The 17,900-nt window shown below is 41.4% G+C and carries 10 protein-coding genes; 1 reads left to right on the top strand and 9 read right to left on the bottom strand.

What is annotated here, in order from left to right; genetic code table 11:
- Position 1: 1 nt before the first annotated feature.
- The 8 genes from bglX to LX92_RS04875 all read right to left on the bottom strand — a co-directional run bounded on the left by bglX (position 2) and on the right by LX92_RS04875 (position 15,279).
- Positions 2-2,284: a beta-glucosidase BglX gene (gene bglX, locus LX92_RS04910; protein ID WP_109649640.1), complete on the bottom strand. Its 2,283-nt coding sequence runs from the start codon at positions 2,282-2,284 to the stop codon at positions 2-4.
- Positions 2,285-2,384: 100 nt separating this feature from the next.
- Entirely contained in the window at positions 2,385-3,176 is a 792-nt protein-coding gene (locus LX92_RS04905; protein ID WP_109649183.1) for a carboxylesterase family protein, read from the bottom strand.
- Between the two features lie 2 nt (positions 3,177-3,178).
- Positions 3,179-4,555, bottom strand: coding sequence for a glucoamylase family protein (locus LX92_RS04900; protein WP_109649182.1), 1,377 nt, complete (start codon positions 4,553-4,555; stop codon positions 3,179-3,181).
- A 1-nt stretch (position 4,556) separates the two neighbouring features.
- The gene (locus LX92_RS04895; protein WP_109649181.1) at positions 4,557-5,921 is read right to left on the bottom strand and encodes a glucoamylase family protein; all 1,365 of its coding nucleotides are present in this window, start codon (positions 5,919-5,921) and stop codon (positions 4,557-4,559) included.
- Between the two features lie 56 nt (positions 5,922-5,977).
- A complete protein-coding gene (locus LX92_RS04890; protein WP_109649180.1) occupies positions 5,978-7,693 on the bottom strand; it encodes a LamG-like jellyroll fold domain-containing protein in 1,716 nt (571 codons plus the stop codon).
- A gap of 8 nt (positions 7,694-7,701) precedes the next feature.
- Positions 7,702-9,234 (bottom strand): RagB/SusD family nutrient uptake outer membrane protein, encoded by a 1,533-nt coding sequence (locus tag LX92_RS04885; RefSeq protein WP_109649179.1) that lies wholly within the window; start codon positions 9,232-9,234, stop codon positions 7,702-7,704.
- A 21-nt stretch (positions 9,235-9,255) separates the two neighbouring features.
- Complete coding sequence (locus LX92_RS04880) at positions 9,256-12,288, bottom strand: SusC/RagA family TonB-linked outer membrane protein (protein ID WP_109649178.1); 3,033 nt, start codon at positions 12,286-12,288, stop codon at positions 9,256-9,258.
- A gap of 234 nt (positions 12,289-12,522) precedes the next feature.
- Positions 12,523-15,279, bottom strand: coding sequence for a helix-turn-helix and ligand-binding sensor domain-containing protein (locus LX92_RS04875; protein ID WP_109649177.1), 2,757 nt, complete (start codon positions 15,277-15,279; stop codon positions 12,523-12,525).
- A gap of 631 nt (positions 15,280-15,910) precedes the next feature.
- On the opposite strand from LX92_RS04875, the gene LX92_RS04870 reads away from it, so the two are divergent.
- Entirely contained in the window at positions 15,911-16,402 is a 492-nt protein-coding gene (locus LX92_RS04870) for a Dps family protein (protein WP_109649176.1), read from the top strand.
- Between the two features lie 263 nt (positions 16,403-16,665).
- Here LX92_RS04870 and LX92_RS04865 read toward each other — a convergent pair whose 3' ends face one another.
- The gene (locus LX92_RS04865; RefSeq protein ID WP_109649175.1) at positions 16,666-17,697 is read right to left on the bottom strand and encodes a helix-turn-helix transcriptional regulator; all 1,032 of its coding nucleotides are present in this window, start codon (positions 17,695-17,697) and stop codon (positions 16,666-16,668) included.
- Positions 17,698-17,900 lie beyond the last annotated feature (203 nt).

Below are 17,900 nucleotides of genomic sequence, written 5' to 3'. Positions count from 1 at the left end.
TTTATTCAAGGGTAAAGGTGGCTTTTTGGGTTGTATCGGAACTTCCACCCACAAAAACTTCGAATTCCCCGAATTCGGCAACAAAGTCCAAATCGTAATTATAAAATTTAAGGTCTTCTTGGGTAAGGGAAAAAGTCAATGATTTGGTTTCACCCTTTTTCAGTGCTACTTTTTGAAACCCTTTCAGTTCCTTGACCGGTCTGGTTACCGACCCAACAAGATCCCGAACGTACAACTGTACTACTTCCTTACCTTCAAAATCACCGGTATTGGTTACGTCAACGGTTACCTTGATGGTGTCATTTCCAGACATTTTATCCGAGCTTAACTGCAGGTTATCATAATTAAAGGTGGTATAACTCAAGCCATACCCAAAGGGATATACCGGTTCATTGCTTTCATCGATATAACTGGATGTGAATTTCACAAATTTACCATCCTTGTTTTGCAAGGGGCGTCCGGTATTTTTATGATTGTAAAAAATCGGTATCTGTCCAACATTTTGTGGAAATGTAGCGGTCAATTTCCCTGATGGATTAACATCGCCAAAAAGCACATCCGAGACGGCCAAGCCGGCTTCACTTCCAGGGAACCAAACATTTAGGATGGCCGGTACTGTCTTACTTTCTTCCTTTAAAACCAAAGGCCTACCGGTAAACAATACCAATACAACGGGTTTGCCCGTTTTCAAAAGGGCCTTTAACAGGTCTTTTTGAGCATCGGGGATTTCAAGATTGGTCCTACTACTGCTTTCCCCACTGAATTCGGATGACTCACCAAGGGCAGCGACAATCACATCTGCCTTAGATGCTATTTCCAATGCCTCGTTCAATAATTCAGCATCGGACCGTTCATCCCTGTTTAGCCCTTTGCCGAACATTGTCGCCCTTTTTTCCAATTCGGCATCATAGGTTAAGTTACTTCCCTTTGCATAGTGTATTTTCACCTTCTTGCCGGCAACTTCCCTTATTCCCTCCAAAAGGGCGATCGATTTACTTTGTTCGGTAGATACGCTCCATGTGCCCGCCATGTTCTCACTGGTATTGGCCAAAGGCCCGATGAGGGCAATGGTACCGGTTCTTTTTAAGGGCAGCAATTGGTTTTCGTTTTTTAACAATACCATGGATTGGGTAGCGACTTCCCTGGCGAAATATCGATTTTCCTTTGTGAAGATTTCTTTCTTTGCCCTATTTACATCACAATATTTATAAGGATCATCGAATAGGCCCAGATCATATTTGGCCTTTAAGATCCTACGGACGGCATTATCAATCTGTTCGATCTTTATTTTGCCTTCTGCCAAGGACTTGGAAAGGGTAGTTAAAAACCCTTCTCCCACCATGTCCATATCCAAACCGGCATTCAATGCCAATGCGGAAGTGGTCTGCAGATCTCCCATACCGTGTGCTATCATTTCATTGACTCCGGTATAATCACTGACCACAAAACCTTTAAAACCCCATTGTTTTCGTAATAAATCGGTCAGCAACCATTTATTACCGGTTGCGGGAATCCCATCTATCTCGTTAAAGGAAGCCATAACGGTGCCCACTCCGGCGTCGATGGCCGCTTTATATGGGGGGAGATATTCATTATACATCCGTATTCTACTCATATCTACCGTGTTATAGTCCCTTCCTGCCTCGGGAGCTCCGTACAATGCGAAGTGCTTGACACAGGACATAATGGTGTTGTTCTTCGTTAAATCATCCCCTTGGTATCCACGAACCATGGCCTTTGCGATCTCACTTCCCAAATAGGGGTCTTCACCGGAGCCTTCAGAAACCCTACCCCATCGTGGATCCCGAGAAATATCGACCATGGGTGAAAAGGTCCAATTAATACCATCCGCACTAGCTTCTTGGGCTGCCATTCTTGCGGTTTTTTCTATCAAGGGTATATCCCAGGAAGTTGACAACCCTAATGGTATTGGGAATGTGGTTTTATAACCATGGATAACATCCAAACCAAATAATAACGGGATTTTTAAACGACTTTTTTCCACAGCGATTTTTTGAACTTCCCTTATTTTCTCCACTGTGGTAAGGCTAAGTAAACCACCAACCTTACCTGCTGCAATTTTATTCGCGATATCGGAGCTCTTTGCTTGTCCGGTTATCACATCACCGGCCCCTGGTAAATTCAGCTGACCTATTTTTTCATCCAAGGTCATTTTATTTAGGAGTCCTTCGATAAACGGATTGGTCTCTTGCGCTTGGGTTATGGTGAATACAAAACAAAAAAGTAAGAGGGGTAAATAATGTAAGGTCTTCCGATTGTTCATTTGAATTATTCTTTTATTATGATTTTTCAGTTTATCCAAAAGCCAATTTCATGGAAGGTTTCCGCTTCCAATGAAAAGATTTGATCTAAGTTCCGGTGTTTTATTCTTTAAGTTGGTGTGAAAAGAGCCATGGCAACAAATCAGGTTCTGAAAAAGCAGGGTCCCAACTATTGTGGTTTGCGAAATCATATACCGTGAATCTTGGAAAGGCCCCTTGTTTAAGCAATGCCGTTACCATTTCAAAAGAATGCAATGGAGCCACAACATTATCTTTAGCCCCGTGGAAAGCCCATATCGGTGTTTTTACGGCATAGTTTTTTACCTGTTCGGGATCTCCAGCCCCACAAATTGGTATGGCGGCGGCAAAAGTATGGGGTTTTCTGGCCAAAAGTTCATAGGTGCCCATACCGCCCATAGACAAGCCCATCAAATAAACCTGATGCTTGTTAACGTAACGCTTTTGCTGAAAATCTTCCAATAAGGAAATGACCAAGCCCATGGCTTTTGTCGGTCCTTTTTCAAATTGAAAATCAAGTTGGATAGGATAATTGCTTCGATCTACTTTAACCTGGGCCCAATAATCATCTTGTGGACATTGGGGCATGACTACGATGGCAGGAAAAAAGGATCGGTTTTTTTCATTGGTAAATAATGTGCTTCCATGGGTCAGCTGTTTAGAATTATCACTTCCCCTTTCCCCGGCCCCATGTAAAAAAAACACCAAAGGATAAGACGTGTTTTCATCAAAATTTTTGGGGTACAGGACACGATATAAGAGTGTATCCCCGTTTCCGATTAATTTTTCTTCTTTAAAAAGGGAGGTATTTTGGGCATGGACCATAAATCCTATTCCCAAGAAAAGAAAGCAACAAAATAAATTCTTACGTGACATCATCAATAACTAAAATTAAGTGTATCCAAACCTGATTGTACATCCGTATTTTGCATAAACAAATTCCAAAGCAATCCGGTCCTATAGTTTTCAATCATAATAATCTGTGGTCCTTGGTCAATGGCCAAATAGGCTTCTGCCACCCAAAAGTCATATTCTGGGCTAAAGGCATCATAGAATCCTGCTACTCCCAACAGTTTATCCTTGTTCTTATAAAAATAGCGCAAGGCCGCCAAAGATTCATCCGGAGTATAGGGCATTGAGCTAATGGCCGCTGTAGGGGAGACAATCCCAAGGTCATTTTCCGGTTTATGGGCGGCATAGCCCATACTACCATCCGAATTTCTGGAATAGCTGGCCGTTAGTCCCCAACAATCCTCGCCATATCCTTCAAAGTTGTTTGGATTCTCGACGCAATAATCAAAATTGATTTTTGAGTGGTTTACATTGACGTCCCAATAATTCACATAATCATCGGAAAGCCCTTTTGGATCAAGACCAAGGTATGAATAATGGGCCCAGAACAAAGGTCCGCCATAGTTTTCGGCTCCATTATGTTTTACCAAAAGCGGATAGCCGTAAGCCGTATTCGAGGACAAAATACTACCGTTGCCAGCCCAACCTGCAGTATATACCTCTTTGTCTATACCGTAGTCCGGGGAGGCCGCCGCCATGATATAAGCGATCAACACCTCGTTATACCCTGAGAGCTTTAGATTTATGTTAAACCCGTAGTTTGGGCTCCAATGCCAGTAGAGTGCATTCCCTTCTTGCGTATACCAGTCCCATTCTACTCCTTTCCAAAGCGTATCGGCCTTTTCTGCCAATGCTTTTTCGGTATCCGAGCCTTCTTTAAAATACTCCTTAACACAGATAAGTCCCTGGGCCAAAAAAGCGGTTTCGACCAAATCGCCCCCGTCGTCTTCCGTACTGAAAGGAATTACTTCGCCAGAGGAACCATTGATCCAATGGGGCCAAGCCCCATGAAATCGATCTGCCGATTCCAAAAAGGTCAGTATTTTATCAAATCGTTCAACACCATCCTCCCTCGAAATAAATCCTCTTTCGATGCCTACTAGAAGGGACATCAACCCAAAACCGGTTCCTCCTGTGGTCACCACATTGGCACTATTGGAAGTATCGTCGGGGTGGTAACGTTCCCTGGCACAACCAGAATTGGCCTCGGCAAAATCCCAAAAATATTTGAAGGTCTCCCTTTGGGTCAGGTCCAACAATTCCTCATCCGTAATTTCTGGTTCCTCAACCGTTTCCTCCGATTCATCAGGTAATTCCGTAGGAACGTAGGTATAATCATCCCCACCGGTACAAGACCACAATATAAAGCATAGTATAAATATATAAACCTTGGTCTTTATCATATTAATTGAAATATGGGGAGTTGAATCCTAACTTTTGCAATCCTTTTTGAACATCCTTGTTTTTCATGAACAACTTCCATAACATCCCTGTTCTGTAATTTTCTATCATCACAGGAATGGGCCCTTGATCTATGGCTAAATATCGGGGTACATACCATTCCTTTTCAAGGCTAAAGGCATCAAAAGGTCCGTATTTGCCAATCAAGGAATCTTGATCCCTATACATATATTTTAGGAATTGCAAACTTTCCTTGGGAGTATAGGGCATGGATGAAAGTGCTGCGGTGGGGGAAATTACCCCTAAATCCCTGTCGGGTCTATGGCCCGCATAACCGTCTATGGAATAACTGGAGGTCAGTCCCCAACAATTTTCGCCATATCCTTTATAGCCATTAGGATTGTCCACAGCATATTTATACTGTATAAGTGCGTGGTTTGTATTCAATTTTTCGTAATCCGCATATTGATCGGTGAGTCCGTTAGGATCAAGACCAAGGTACGAATAATGGGCCCAGAACATGGGTCCGACGGGCGAGGCATCGTGCTCGTAATGATCGAGGATGGTAGGCAAACCATAAAAGACGGTGTCCTTTTTGATCGCCCCGTTTCTTGCCCATCCTTGTTCGTACACTTCCTTCTTAATGGGATGAGTGGGGGATGCCGCTGCCAATATGTACATGATAAGGGCCTCGTTATACCCCCCGACCGGGAAGTTCATATCCCAACCATGGGTGGGTGACCAATGCCAATACAGGACGTTTTGCCCTCCTTGGGTATACCAATTCCATTCCACTTCTTCCCAAAGCTTTTGAATTTTGTCCGCAAGCTCTTTTTCCCTCTGATTGCCATCTTTAAAATATTCCTTGACGGTCAACATTCCTTGAATCAAAAATGCCGTTTCCACAAGGTCCCCACCATCGTCCTTGGCACTAAAAGGAGCTACTTTTCCAGTAGGCATCAACCAATGGGGCCAGGCCCCATGAAAACGATCGGCCTTTGCCAAAAAGTCAATTGCCTTTTCATAGCGCTCCAAAGCTTGTTCTCGGGTTATAAATCCACGTTCAACACCGACCAGAATGGCCATAAGTCCAAATCCCGAACCCCCAATGGTGATAATATCCTTATCATGGGTAGGGTAAATGTTATCTAAATGAATACGTTCACGGGCAAGGCCGGAAATTGGTTCGGCCCCTTCCCAAAAATATTCAAAGGTCTGTTTTTGTACCGTATCCATCAACTGTTCGTTATTGGACACGTATGGGGTATCGGCCTTCGATTCCGATGCCGCCATTTTCGTTTTAGAAGAATGGCCATTACAACCAACTAACAAACTTGTAACGACCATTGTAATGAAGATAAATCTCATAAAATATTAAACTAACTAACTCAAACAATTCAATTTAAACTCATAAATAGGACTTCTTATTCCATCAGGTCCTGAATTTCATCGGAAGTCAAAACCCTATCGAACAAATAAAGCTCATCGATATAACTGGTATCCGATAGGTGGTTCCAACCTATAAAATTGGGTGCTCCGGAACCTATGGACAGAATGGAACAGTTTTCCCAATTCATGGTCTTACCGGTCATGTCCCCGGAGTTGGCCACAGCGGTACCGTTGAAATAGATTTGGGTCTCGGTGTCGGATACGGTGAACGCAATATGCACCCATTCCCCTGCAGTAACATCAATCACATCGCCATCGTTCCAAACATTATCCTCAACAGCCCCAACATGTAGTTTTATACGCTGTTCATCAGTACTACCTTCCCTGAACAACCTAAAGCCGGCAGAAAGATCGTTGTCCGTACCGATCATCGGGGGAGCGACCGTTAAAATTCCTGCCCTATCGGCATCTGCACTTACCTTATACCAAAATGCGCCACTGAATCCATTGCCGAATAATCCGGTTATCGGTAGCGTCAAATAAGAATCCGTTGCGCCGGCATAGGCATTGGTTCCGACTTTACCCTCACCGGCAAAACCGGGAGCCCCCACAATTGTTGGTACGGTATTATTGACCAAATCGGTATTGGAACCGTCAAAAGGGATATACAACGTTGAACCATGGTATTCCTCTTCTAATTCCCCTCCATAAATGTTCACCACTTCCTCAACGGATAGTTCTTTATTGAAGAACCTAAGTTCATCGATAGCACTATTGTCCGAAAGATGTCCCCAATAATCAAACGTAGGGCCACCGGAACCAATAGTGAACTCTTCGCAACCCGTCCAATCTATAGGAGCTGACATATCGGAAGAATTTACCTCGACACCATTAAAGTATATGGTGTTCTTGGTATTGGAAATGGTAACGGTAATATGGACCCATTCCGTTGAAGATGGATTGATTAGACCACCGTCATTCCAGCTTTCCCCAACACCGGTACCTACATTCATTTTAATTCTTTGGTCATCACCACTAGCTTCCCGGAACACTCTAAATCCTTGAAGGCGATCATCGGCATCGTCACCAACGACCAATATACCTGCCCGATCAGGATCCGCATCGACTTTATACCAAAATGATGCACTAAACGCATTGGACAACAAACCTTCCGCAGGGAATGACAAATAAGAATCCGTTGCCCCTAAATAAGCACCGATTCCTTCATATCCAGGATTCTCGAATCCTGGGGTACCTGTCTCCGTGGCCAATTTGAACCCTATTTGATCTCTATAATCGCCATCAAAGGCCATGTAAAAAGACTCCCCATCGAACAAAGGGGTATAAGGAGGTTCCTTGGAAAAAACAACCGATGACGTTGACGTCTTACCATCGAGGTCACTCGCCGTTACGGTAAGGGTGTGATCTCCATTCTCTAAGTTGTCATAGGTGAATTCCTCAATAGCCCTTCTATAGTCCAAAAAATTGTTGAAAGAAGCAATTTCACTATTATCCAAGGTAACAGAGATGTCCTTGATTTCAATATCATCCGTAACCTCTATACTAACATCCAAGGTGGTTACCTCTTCAAAAACCTTGATGTTCATACCATCGGTAGGGGAATTTATAGTGATTTGAGGAGCTGTAACATCTTCCCCTGGATCTACATACGTTAATGGATCGATACCATCTTCACAGGAGACTACCAAGAGCCCTAAAACAAACAATAAGGATTTTATACTATTTCTCATGATATCGTTTAGTTATTTTGGTTATTATATTCGTCTAGAATTGGACTTATATCCAATTGTTCCAAGGGATAAGGCAAGTAGGCCTTGTCCATGGTAAAGGTCCTGCCATCATAGCTTAATTCCGATGTTTCACCCAATCGTATCATGTCGTAATACCTGATTCCCCATTCCATTGCCAATTCTGCAAATTTCTCGTCCATGACATCGTCACTGGTAACTCCACTTAAGGTTCCCATATTTGCACGGGTCCTGATCATATTCAGGGCATCATCCGCTGAACCGGCCGTTCCGGAAGCTCCGCGTGTCAATGCTTCCGCATACATTAAAAGAACTTCTGCATAACGGATGACCGTATAGTTTTTATTGGTGCCGTAATCCGTTCTACCTTCGGTTAATTGTATCGAGGGTAAATAATGTTTACCACTGGTGAACATGGCCCTTGAGTAGTCGTTTATAATATCCCCATCACGTGTGGTATTGGTCACGAAATCGGGCAAAGTGGCATAATTAGCGTCTGTTTGAATATCCGCTATACCGCGATCGGTAAACAAAACACTGGTTTCCAATCGTATGGTTTCGCCACGATCCAACATAAACTTGATGTATTTGGTGCTGGGTTCAAAAAATCCCCAACCACTAGTGGCTTCCGGCACGGCGGCGGTCCAGTTTTGAGGACCGTAAAAAGCGAACAAGTGGGCTACATTATCACCTGAAGATTGACCAAAGTCAGAGTATTGGATCTCTAGGATGTTCTCATTGCACAGTTTTCCCGGAATCTTGAACAATTGATAATAATCATCATACAGTTCGAATTTTTGGGAACTTATGACTTCACCTGTAGCATCGGCAACGGCCTGATAATTTCCCAGTTCCAGATTGGCCATGGCCTTAATGGTCAATGCCGTATATTTTGTGATACCTCCTGGGATATCCGTTCTTTGATTGGGATGAAGATTTACTAAATTAGGTATTGCCTCATCCATTTGATCGGATATCCATTGCATCAAATCATCTTTGGTTTCTACCGTAATCTCGCTTTGATCGGTACTTTCAATCCTATAAACATCACCAAATACCCTTGACAATTCGAGGGTTATAAATCCCCTTAAGGTCTTGGCCTCGGCAATGTATTGATCTATTAAACTACTGTTTACGCCCCCATCCCTATAAAGTTCCAACTGCTCAATCTGGGATGTTATTTGTGTAATATCCTGGAACCAGTTCTCCCATAGGGAATTGTACATCCAAAAATTATTGTCATAGGTGTAATTATCGGTGTCCGCGAAACCCTGCTGGTCACCAAGTCCACCTGCGTTGACATCGTCTCCCCTTACGGCTATTAATGGGATTTGTTCCCAGCCTACATTTTGGAATGTCTCGTAAGCACCCACAAGAGCCCCATAAGCACCTGCTTCGCTAGCGTAATCAATATCATTTTGATACGACCTAAGTTCTGCGTCCTCGTCTAACTTATTGTCACAGCTGGTTAAGTACAAACCACAAACCAGAAGTAAACATTGTATATAAATCGTTGATTTCATTTGTCTGATATTTTTATATGATTATATTTTTATGCTCATTCCAAAAGAATACGTAGAAGGTATTGGGTAGGTCTGACTGTCTATACCATCGAAGCCGACTTCCGGATTGAATCCATTGTAACCCTTAGTCCATAGGAATGGTCTATCTGCCGTTAGTGAAAAACGGATTTCAGGTAATTTATCGTTTTTGAGGGTATACGCTAATTGTATATTCTGGATCCTAAAGAAATCACCCTCCTGTAAAAAGAAGTTGGAAAGTTTCTGGTTCCAAGATTGTCTATAGCCCTCAGAGGAAGGGAACGCATTGGTAGATCCTTCACCCGTCCAACGATTTTTAGCCAATTCCGCATCGACATTTCTTCCGGTGGTCCATATTACTTCCGCCCTGTTCCTGTTTAAGATTACATTGCCGCCTTGTCCGTAGAACGAAGTGGAGAAATCCCAATTTTTATAATTTAAATTGATGCTCCCCCCATAAAAATAATCAGGGACCGGGGCACCAAGATAAACCCTATCGTCGGCATCCAATTCGCCGCTGCCGTCAACATCCTTATACTTAAAGTAGCCTGGGGAAATATTGGTGCCACCCGCAATGGCCGATTGTGCAACCGGATCGGCATCGATTTCCGCTTGGGTCTGGTAGACCCCTTCAATATCATATCCGTAAAAAACATCTATAGGTTGCCCTTTGATGATCATTTGCCTGAATTCCGCAGAACCTCTTTCTATATAGGGCTGTGTATACAAATCGGTGACTTCATTTTCAAGCTTGCTGAAATTCGCATTGATGGAATAGCCAAAGTCCTTCCCGATCTTCCCATTATAACCGATAGCCAATTCTATACCTTTGTTCCTAACGCTACCCACGTTTTGGTAACTGACCTCGGTCCCGACAAGGGGAGACAAGGGAATGACCATGTCCTTGGTATCCTTGATGAAGTAATCCGCTTCCAAAGACAAACGACTATCCAAAAACTTGGCAGAAATACCAATATTGGTCTCTTCTGTAAATTCCCAACTAATATTATCGGAGATTGTCTCAAACTGTGTTCCTGTGTAGTATTGATCATTGAAAACAGTCTGTACAGTGCTAGATCCGACGCCTCCATCAGAGGCAGGTACGGAACCATTGGCCAAGCGTCCCCAGCCACCCCGTAACTTGAAGTAATCGATAAAACTGACATCCTTCATAAAAGATTCCTCAGAAAGGACCCAACCCAAACCGAAAGCGGGTAGGTATACATAGGTTTCATCATATTTATTGGTTCCCTCAGCCCTATATGTGGCATAGGCCAAATACTTATTTTTATATTTATACGCCGCTCTTCCAAAATACGAGAACCAATACGATTGGCTACCACCATCATAGGATGTTTGGCTATCCGTAGAGGTATTCTCAATATACCAAGTCTGTTCCTTATCCCTAACAAATGCCCCACTAGGGTCAAAATAACCGGTTGTGCCGAAATAACTATTATAGTTGTCCCTATAAGACATACCGCCCATTAAAGTAAGATCATGGTCGTCGAATGTATTTTGATACGTTAAAACATTATCCAACACATAGGACTCATTGGTCACTTGGCTTCTGGTTATGGAAGATTCATCAACACTTCTTTGGTAATCATCGGTGACATAATAAGGTAGTTTTACTGATCGGCCTGTGGTACCCGCATGATTATAGGATAAACTGGTCTTAAAGTTCAATTGCTCGGGGATAAGCTGAAAATCGGCATAGAAATTCGCTACGGTCCTACGAATCTTACTATTAAGATCGGAATTGTCCATAAGAGGGAAAGGGTTTTGACTACCCCTATATCCAATTTCCTTGGCGTCGGAGTAGGGAAGGGGATCAGCCTCGGTATATAAATAATCATAAACCGGTAAAATGGGTACGGCAAAATAGGCGAGCTGCCATGCCGAGGCCTCATCATCATATTTAGTGGCATTGCTATAAACGATACTACCACCAACTTTGAGCCAATCATTGGCCTTAATGTCCAATTTAGTCCTTAGATTAAAACGTTCATAGCTATTGTTCATATCAAGGATACCATCTTGGTAAAAGAAATTACCCCCAACGGAATAAGCAATGTTCTCTGAGCCCCCGTTAATCGAGATATCATGGTTCTGGGTCATTGCCTTTCTTAAAACCTCATCATACCAATCTGTATTGACGTTGGGTACATTAGGGTTGATCCTACTACGTCCGAATCGCTGCATAGCACTGTTTACACTGGCAATCTCGGAGTCGGACCCCGATTCCAATGCAAAATTCACAAACTGTTCCGAGTTCGCCATTTGAAGTACATTCTGCGCGGTTTGAACCCCTGTATAACCTGTATAGGAAATACTTGCGTTTCTATTGAACTTGCCCCCCTTCGTGGTGATCAAGATGACCCCATTTGATGCCTCAACACCATAAATGGCCGCTGCAGAGGCGTCTTTTAAAATGGACAAACTCTCTATCTCACTAGCGTTCAAGAAATCAATACTGTCAAAGAACACCCCATCTACGACAAATAATGGATTGGAATCCCCATAAACGGAGTTTACACCCCTAATAATGATTTCCGGGGATTCCCCTGGGGAACCTTGGCTACTTATCTGAACACCCGCAGCTTTACCTTGGACCGCTTGCATCAATTGTCCAGTTGGAACTTTCTCCATACTCTCTGTGTCAACAGATACTATAGAACTGGTCAGGTCCGATTTTTTCTGGGTTCCATACCCCACTACGACCACTTCATCCAATGCTTGGGCATCCTCTGACAAAGCGATTGAAATTGTACTACTGCCATCAACCCCTATCTCTTGGGTGACAAATCCTAGATAACTGATGGATAGAATGCCATCGGATGGAACGTTGTCCAGGGTGAAATTACCATCAAAATCAGTTTGTGTTCCTGTAGTAGTTCCCTGAACCACAACACTGGCACCAGGCAAGGGTTGCCCCGCGGAATCGGTAACTGTACCCTGTACCATAACACCATCCTGTGCGTAAATTGCTATTTGAAACAAAAAAAGCAGTATTGCTAATAATGTATTTCTCATTTTGAATAATGTTTAATTATTAGTTTAAGTTTTTACCAAATTACTAATTAGGTAGTGGTCAAGGAACTTAACAGGGTACATAAAAAATACATCATTTATTTATTCCCCCAGATGCCCTATAATAAGGATGTTTGCAGTAGTGGATGTGTTAATTCCATATTAATTTTTAACATATTGATGTAGTAATGATGTAGTGGGTAATATGGGCCATTACTGAAAATCCCATAAATAAAGTCAATTAAACTTGATTAAGAAGTTGGAAAGGTTCTGGGAACTGTCGATTCCTAACTTTTTCCTAAGGCGATATCGATGTATTTCAACACCTCTATTCGAAATTGCCATAAGTGGTGCAATCTCTTTTGATGTAAGGTTCATTTTTAAATAAGCACATAGCTTAAGGTCTTTTGGCGTTAGTTTGGGATACATCTTTAAGAGGTTTTCAAAAAAGTCTTCATGGAGTTCCTTGAAGTTGACTTCAAAATGTTTCCAATCGTCATCGTCCTTGATCGAATTGTCCAATTTTTTTATGAATGCACCATAACGCTTTTGATTCGGGAACTGGCTCCTGTTTACCAGTAACATTTCTTTTAATTCAAGAATCACCTTGTTCTTTTCCGCCATGTTCATTGTAATCCGGGCCAGCTCTTTCTGTTTTTTCTTGATTTCTTTTTCTAATTTTTCTTTTTCCATTTTGGCCATTCTCTCCTCTTGGTCCTTAAGAAACTTGGTTTTTAACGCTAAATGCCTTTTTTCCATTTTTGACCTGTTATACCTTCTTCTTAGGAATATGATTCCTATTATAGCCAGAAAATAAAGAGCGATGCTTACTTTGGATAAATACCATGGAGGCGCTATTTCAAATTGTATGGTATTGGCCTCTGAGCGTTCATTATCGATACCTACGCTGAAAAGGTTCAACGCATACGTGCCAAAAGGAAGATTTTGAAAATGGATATCCCCATGATCAATATAAGCGGTTTGTGCCAAAGGTCCTTTTAGGTTATAATAATACTTGGCATCCCGTAAGGCCGGTGAGGCAAAGTTTATTCTTATATCCTGTGAAAGGTTATTTGGTATTTTTAACTTTTCACTATCCAGGGGATATATGCCCCCTTTATCTTCAAAAGAGACAAGTTGGGGTTTTTGTAATTCATAGTTTTCAAACTTATTACGGAATTCGGATATGTTGAGCTTCCCAAAACCATCGTTTAATGTAAAACAGTATATGGAATCATTTAACTTGATTACATTTTCCGCCTCAGGGGTCAATCGTTTCTGCAACAACATATCATCCAATATATAATTGACCTCTTTTAAATCGGAGAAGAGAACCTTTTTGGGGCCTTCATTATCAATAAACCAAAAAGATCCATCGTCGTGATATACCAGATTTTTATGGTTATACCCTTGAAACTCTTCAAACAGTTCGATTTTTTTTAAAATAGGGTCATACCTGTGCCAAACCCCTTCAATATCAAGGGCTATCTGATTTCTAATATTGTAGACCTTGACGTTGTAGTTGGTTGGTATGTCATCAGCAGTGAATTCAACCTTCTCAATGACTTCGTCATACGTATCATTCAGGGTTATCCGGTATAGTCCTTTATAGGGGTGAGCGACCCAGAGCGTATGGGAATCTTCGAAACAAAGATATTTAGCAGGTTTGTTTATTCCGGCAATTGGTGTAACTATCCAATTATCGGGACCATCCTTTTCATATTTGGCCAATCCAATATAGGTACCCTGGATAAAAGAGGAATTGGATTCGGGTACCTTGACAATCTGGTACCCACCGGAAATATTCGAGATTTTCTCAAAACTACTTTCGTTTACCCTAAACGTACCCGTGTTGTGGCCACAGAAAAGGTCCCCATGGGTAACATTCAAATCCCAAACATGTCCCTGCGAACCTTCTACAAATTGTAAAACATCATCCTTAAAATAATAGATACCCGTATTACTGGCCATATAAAGAACATCCTTATAAACTGCCAGATCATAAACGGTGCCAACGGCACCCATATAATCCGTATAGAACGTTAAAGGATAGTTTAGTTGAATCCTATCAATGCCATTATCCAATCCTACCCATAATTGGTCTTTATAGGTTGTCATCGATAGCACCGTATTGTTTTGCAACCCCACTTGACGGTTTACCTTCTGGCTGCTTTTTTTATCCTTATTATAGAGGTAAATACCATTCTTTATAGTGCCAAAAGCGATTATGTTTTCTGTAAGCGGTAAAATTTGGTTGAGTTGAAATTGCTTTAATTGTGAATTAATACCTGTTTCAAAGGGCATTATCTTTTCATCACTTACTATAAAACAACCGTTGCGTTTTGTACCAATAAGAAGGCCTTCTTCAATTTCAGCCATGGCGATAATGATCTTGTTCGAAAAAAGCTCGTGTTCTTCCAAGGGTTCCAGGTCATCATTAATGAGTTCGTAAAGCCTGTTATGCCCTCCGGCGACCAAAACCCTATCTTTATATACGGTAATGAAGGTTACTACGAAAGAAGGGTCAATAACCTCGATTTTATCATCTTTAAAAACATAAATTCCATTGAACGATCTAAATAGAACAGCATCACCATAGGGTAAAATTTGCCAGAATTCCTCACTCGTAAACACATGGTTTTTGATTAAATGGGTTAATGAGGTGTATTCTAAAACACCATATTTGTTCTTAACCCAATAACCAAACTCCTCATACGAACCTGTAAAGATCTTTCCGTTAATCTCGGCCACTGAACGGATCGTTGTATTGTTGGGGAGTTTGTAGAGTTGCCATTTTTCACCATTGAAATGGAGTAGGCCACTATTGTTTGCCACAAATAATTCGCCCGCACTATTGGTCGATAACCCCCAATTCTTACTGTCGGCCTGATATTCAAAGATTTTATAATTGTGAATTGGTGGCAATAGATTTTGTCCACATAACCGTAAGGGTGTTGTTAGTAAAGTAAGAAGAAGGACAAAAATCAATTTCATTTTTTTACTTATTTACCACTTTTAGGTTAAAGATAAGTCAAAGATATTTTATTGAAGTTTCGTCATAAAATCAATTTTTTTACATGTTTTATATTTTCTGTTTTTAGGCTGCTCCTGGTTTTTAAAATAGTATTGAATACAAGACTTCGATTGATTAACGGGGTAAGTAATCCCGAGATCGGGAAGCTTATGTGATTTGACTTTTCCATTGGGATCTTGACAATCATACCAATAACCTCAGGGGGCTGGGGTAGACCTTTTTATTTAGGTTGTTCTATCCCTATGGGGTAGCATTGTAAATGTTGGGTAGAATCAAAAAGGGACGCCCCACGCGTCCCTTTTAACTTGTTTGAACCTCTTCCCCAAGAGGATCATTGTCATATACTTATAGTACAAATGTATTGTGCCCAGTAAATCTTCGGTATCCCAATACATTCGAATTTTAACGCAATCGAACAGCGTGGTTGTGGCCCCTATTCAAATTATGGAATCCCTTATGGTATTCATCGACCGGCCATGGATCCATCTGGGCGGGGATGGGTTTTGTTAGGGGCAATTATTTGATTTTTAGCGTCAAGCGAATCAGGTAGGTGCCCTTATATTTGGGTATAAACTTAAAAAAACAAAATATATGGAAAGTACAGAAACCGCCATTGGCATAAAAAAAGATAATAGGAAAGCCGTCGTTAAGATGCTCAAACAGCTACTTTCAGATGAGTTCATTATGTATACAAAGTACAGAAACGCCCACTGGAATGTTGAGGGATTGGATTTTCACAGTAAACATGTCTTTTTTGAAGAGGAATATGGCAAATTGGAAAAAACGATTGATGAGGTTGCTGAACGTATTCGAATGTTGGGCTTTTATGCCCCTGGGAGTATGCAACAATTTTTGGAACTGTCAGGACTAAAGGAAAATGGGCCTGGAACAAATGATAGTGCTAGTTTTATGGAGGTTTTATTGGAAGACCACAATACGATGATCCAGTTTATAAGGGAGAGTATCGGTGAAAATGCAGAAGCACATAATGATGAGGGTACTGCCGATTTTATTACGGCAATAATGCAAATGCACGAACAAATGGCTTGGATGCTGCGCTCCTCATTAAAAACATTCTCATAGTCTAAGAACATCACTAAGTAGTACAGCAACAGCAAGGGATTTTCCTTGCTGTTGCTGTTTTATGGCATAAGGTATCCGACACGGGACCTCAAAGGATTTCATTTGAACGCGGCATCACCATGGATTGGTCCTTGCATAAGAATGGTGTTTTCATGGACTGTGGTCCATTTTTCAATATCAACTATTTTAGGGGTATACCTTGGTTTGGGGTATAAAAAAATCCGCCTAAAAGGCGGATTTGGTATTGTTGCGTATTGATGGTTTTAAGCCGATAGGGTAATCCCATCCTGATGGTCTTGATAGTATTTAGGGCTGCAATTGTACTTCTCCTTAAAAATCTTTGAGAAATAACTCCTACTGGTCAAACCTATGGTATAAACAATTTCGGAAATGTTCATATCGGTTGTACGGATTAGATTTTCAGCGGTTTCAATACGTACATGCCTGATATAATCAGATACGGTACGGTTATGGAGTAGTTTAAAACCTTCTTGTAATTTAGCTGGGGAGGTACCCGCTTTTTTTGCCAATCCCTTTAAACTGAATTTCCGTTCGGGATAGTTTTGGATAAAGTCCGATAATTCCTTTATGGTTTCCATCTCATTTTGACTTAAAGACCCACGGTTGTTCTTCAAACTTAGAATATCCTCTTTGTGTTGTTGTACTTCCAAGGCCAACATGAGGTGAACTATACCCTTTACCAGAAGTCTTCGTACAATACCCTTTTGTTTAATGGCCTGTAGTTCTTCCATCTTTTCGGCAACCTTTAGGTTATAAGAGCCTATATAAGCAAAGATCTCCTTACCCGCTTTGGGCATAAAGGTTTCCAATAATTGGGTTTGGAGTAGGTTGATGTTGTTCTTGACCATTCCTTTGGCATGGGTGTCCACGGAAATATATGAAAACCGTGTACGTTGTTCTTTTTCGAAGAACATCGCGGTATCCCGACTTGGATCGCAAGCAAAGATTCCAGTTTGAAATTGTTTAAGGGTCCTTTGTATACCTTTCAAACCAAAGCTATGGTTCATTTTTCCCTCGGCACAATAGAGAAAGTAAATAGGATTGGTCACTGGGGTATGGTTTAGTATTACGGTATCATGGTTAAAGATGACATCGTATTCCAGGAATGAAATCGTATCGTTCACCACGATTCCTGTAATTTCACCTTGGGCCAATTCATTATCAAGGACCAAACTATACTCTTTAGGTAAACTTTCAAGTGTGCCCCCTAAATCGGTCTGTAACTGCTTAAAGATATCCTCGATGGTATTTGTGTTGAGTTCAATGATTTTCATGGTGTTGTTTTTTAGAGGGTTCGTAATCGATCTTCCAATATGCTTGATGCAAAGTTCGTTATCAACCCTCCCTGCGCTGTTATAGAATTTTCGTATTCTGTTATATAATTATTGGAATAGTCTAAACAAAAAGTTAAAAATCATGAAAAATGGACTGTTTTGGGGAATTGAAAGATGGTAAGGTTATATGTAATTGGGGACGT

Source organism: Maribacter polysiphoniae (genome assembly GCF_003148665.1).
In the GTDB taxonomy this organism is placed as follows: Bacteria; Bacteroidota; Bacteroidia; order Flavobacteriales; family Flavobacteriaceae; genus Maribacter_A; species Maribacter_A polysiphoniae.
This window is presented reverse-complemented; position numbering and strand designations above follow the sequence as displayed.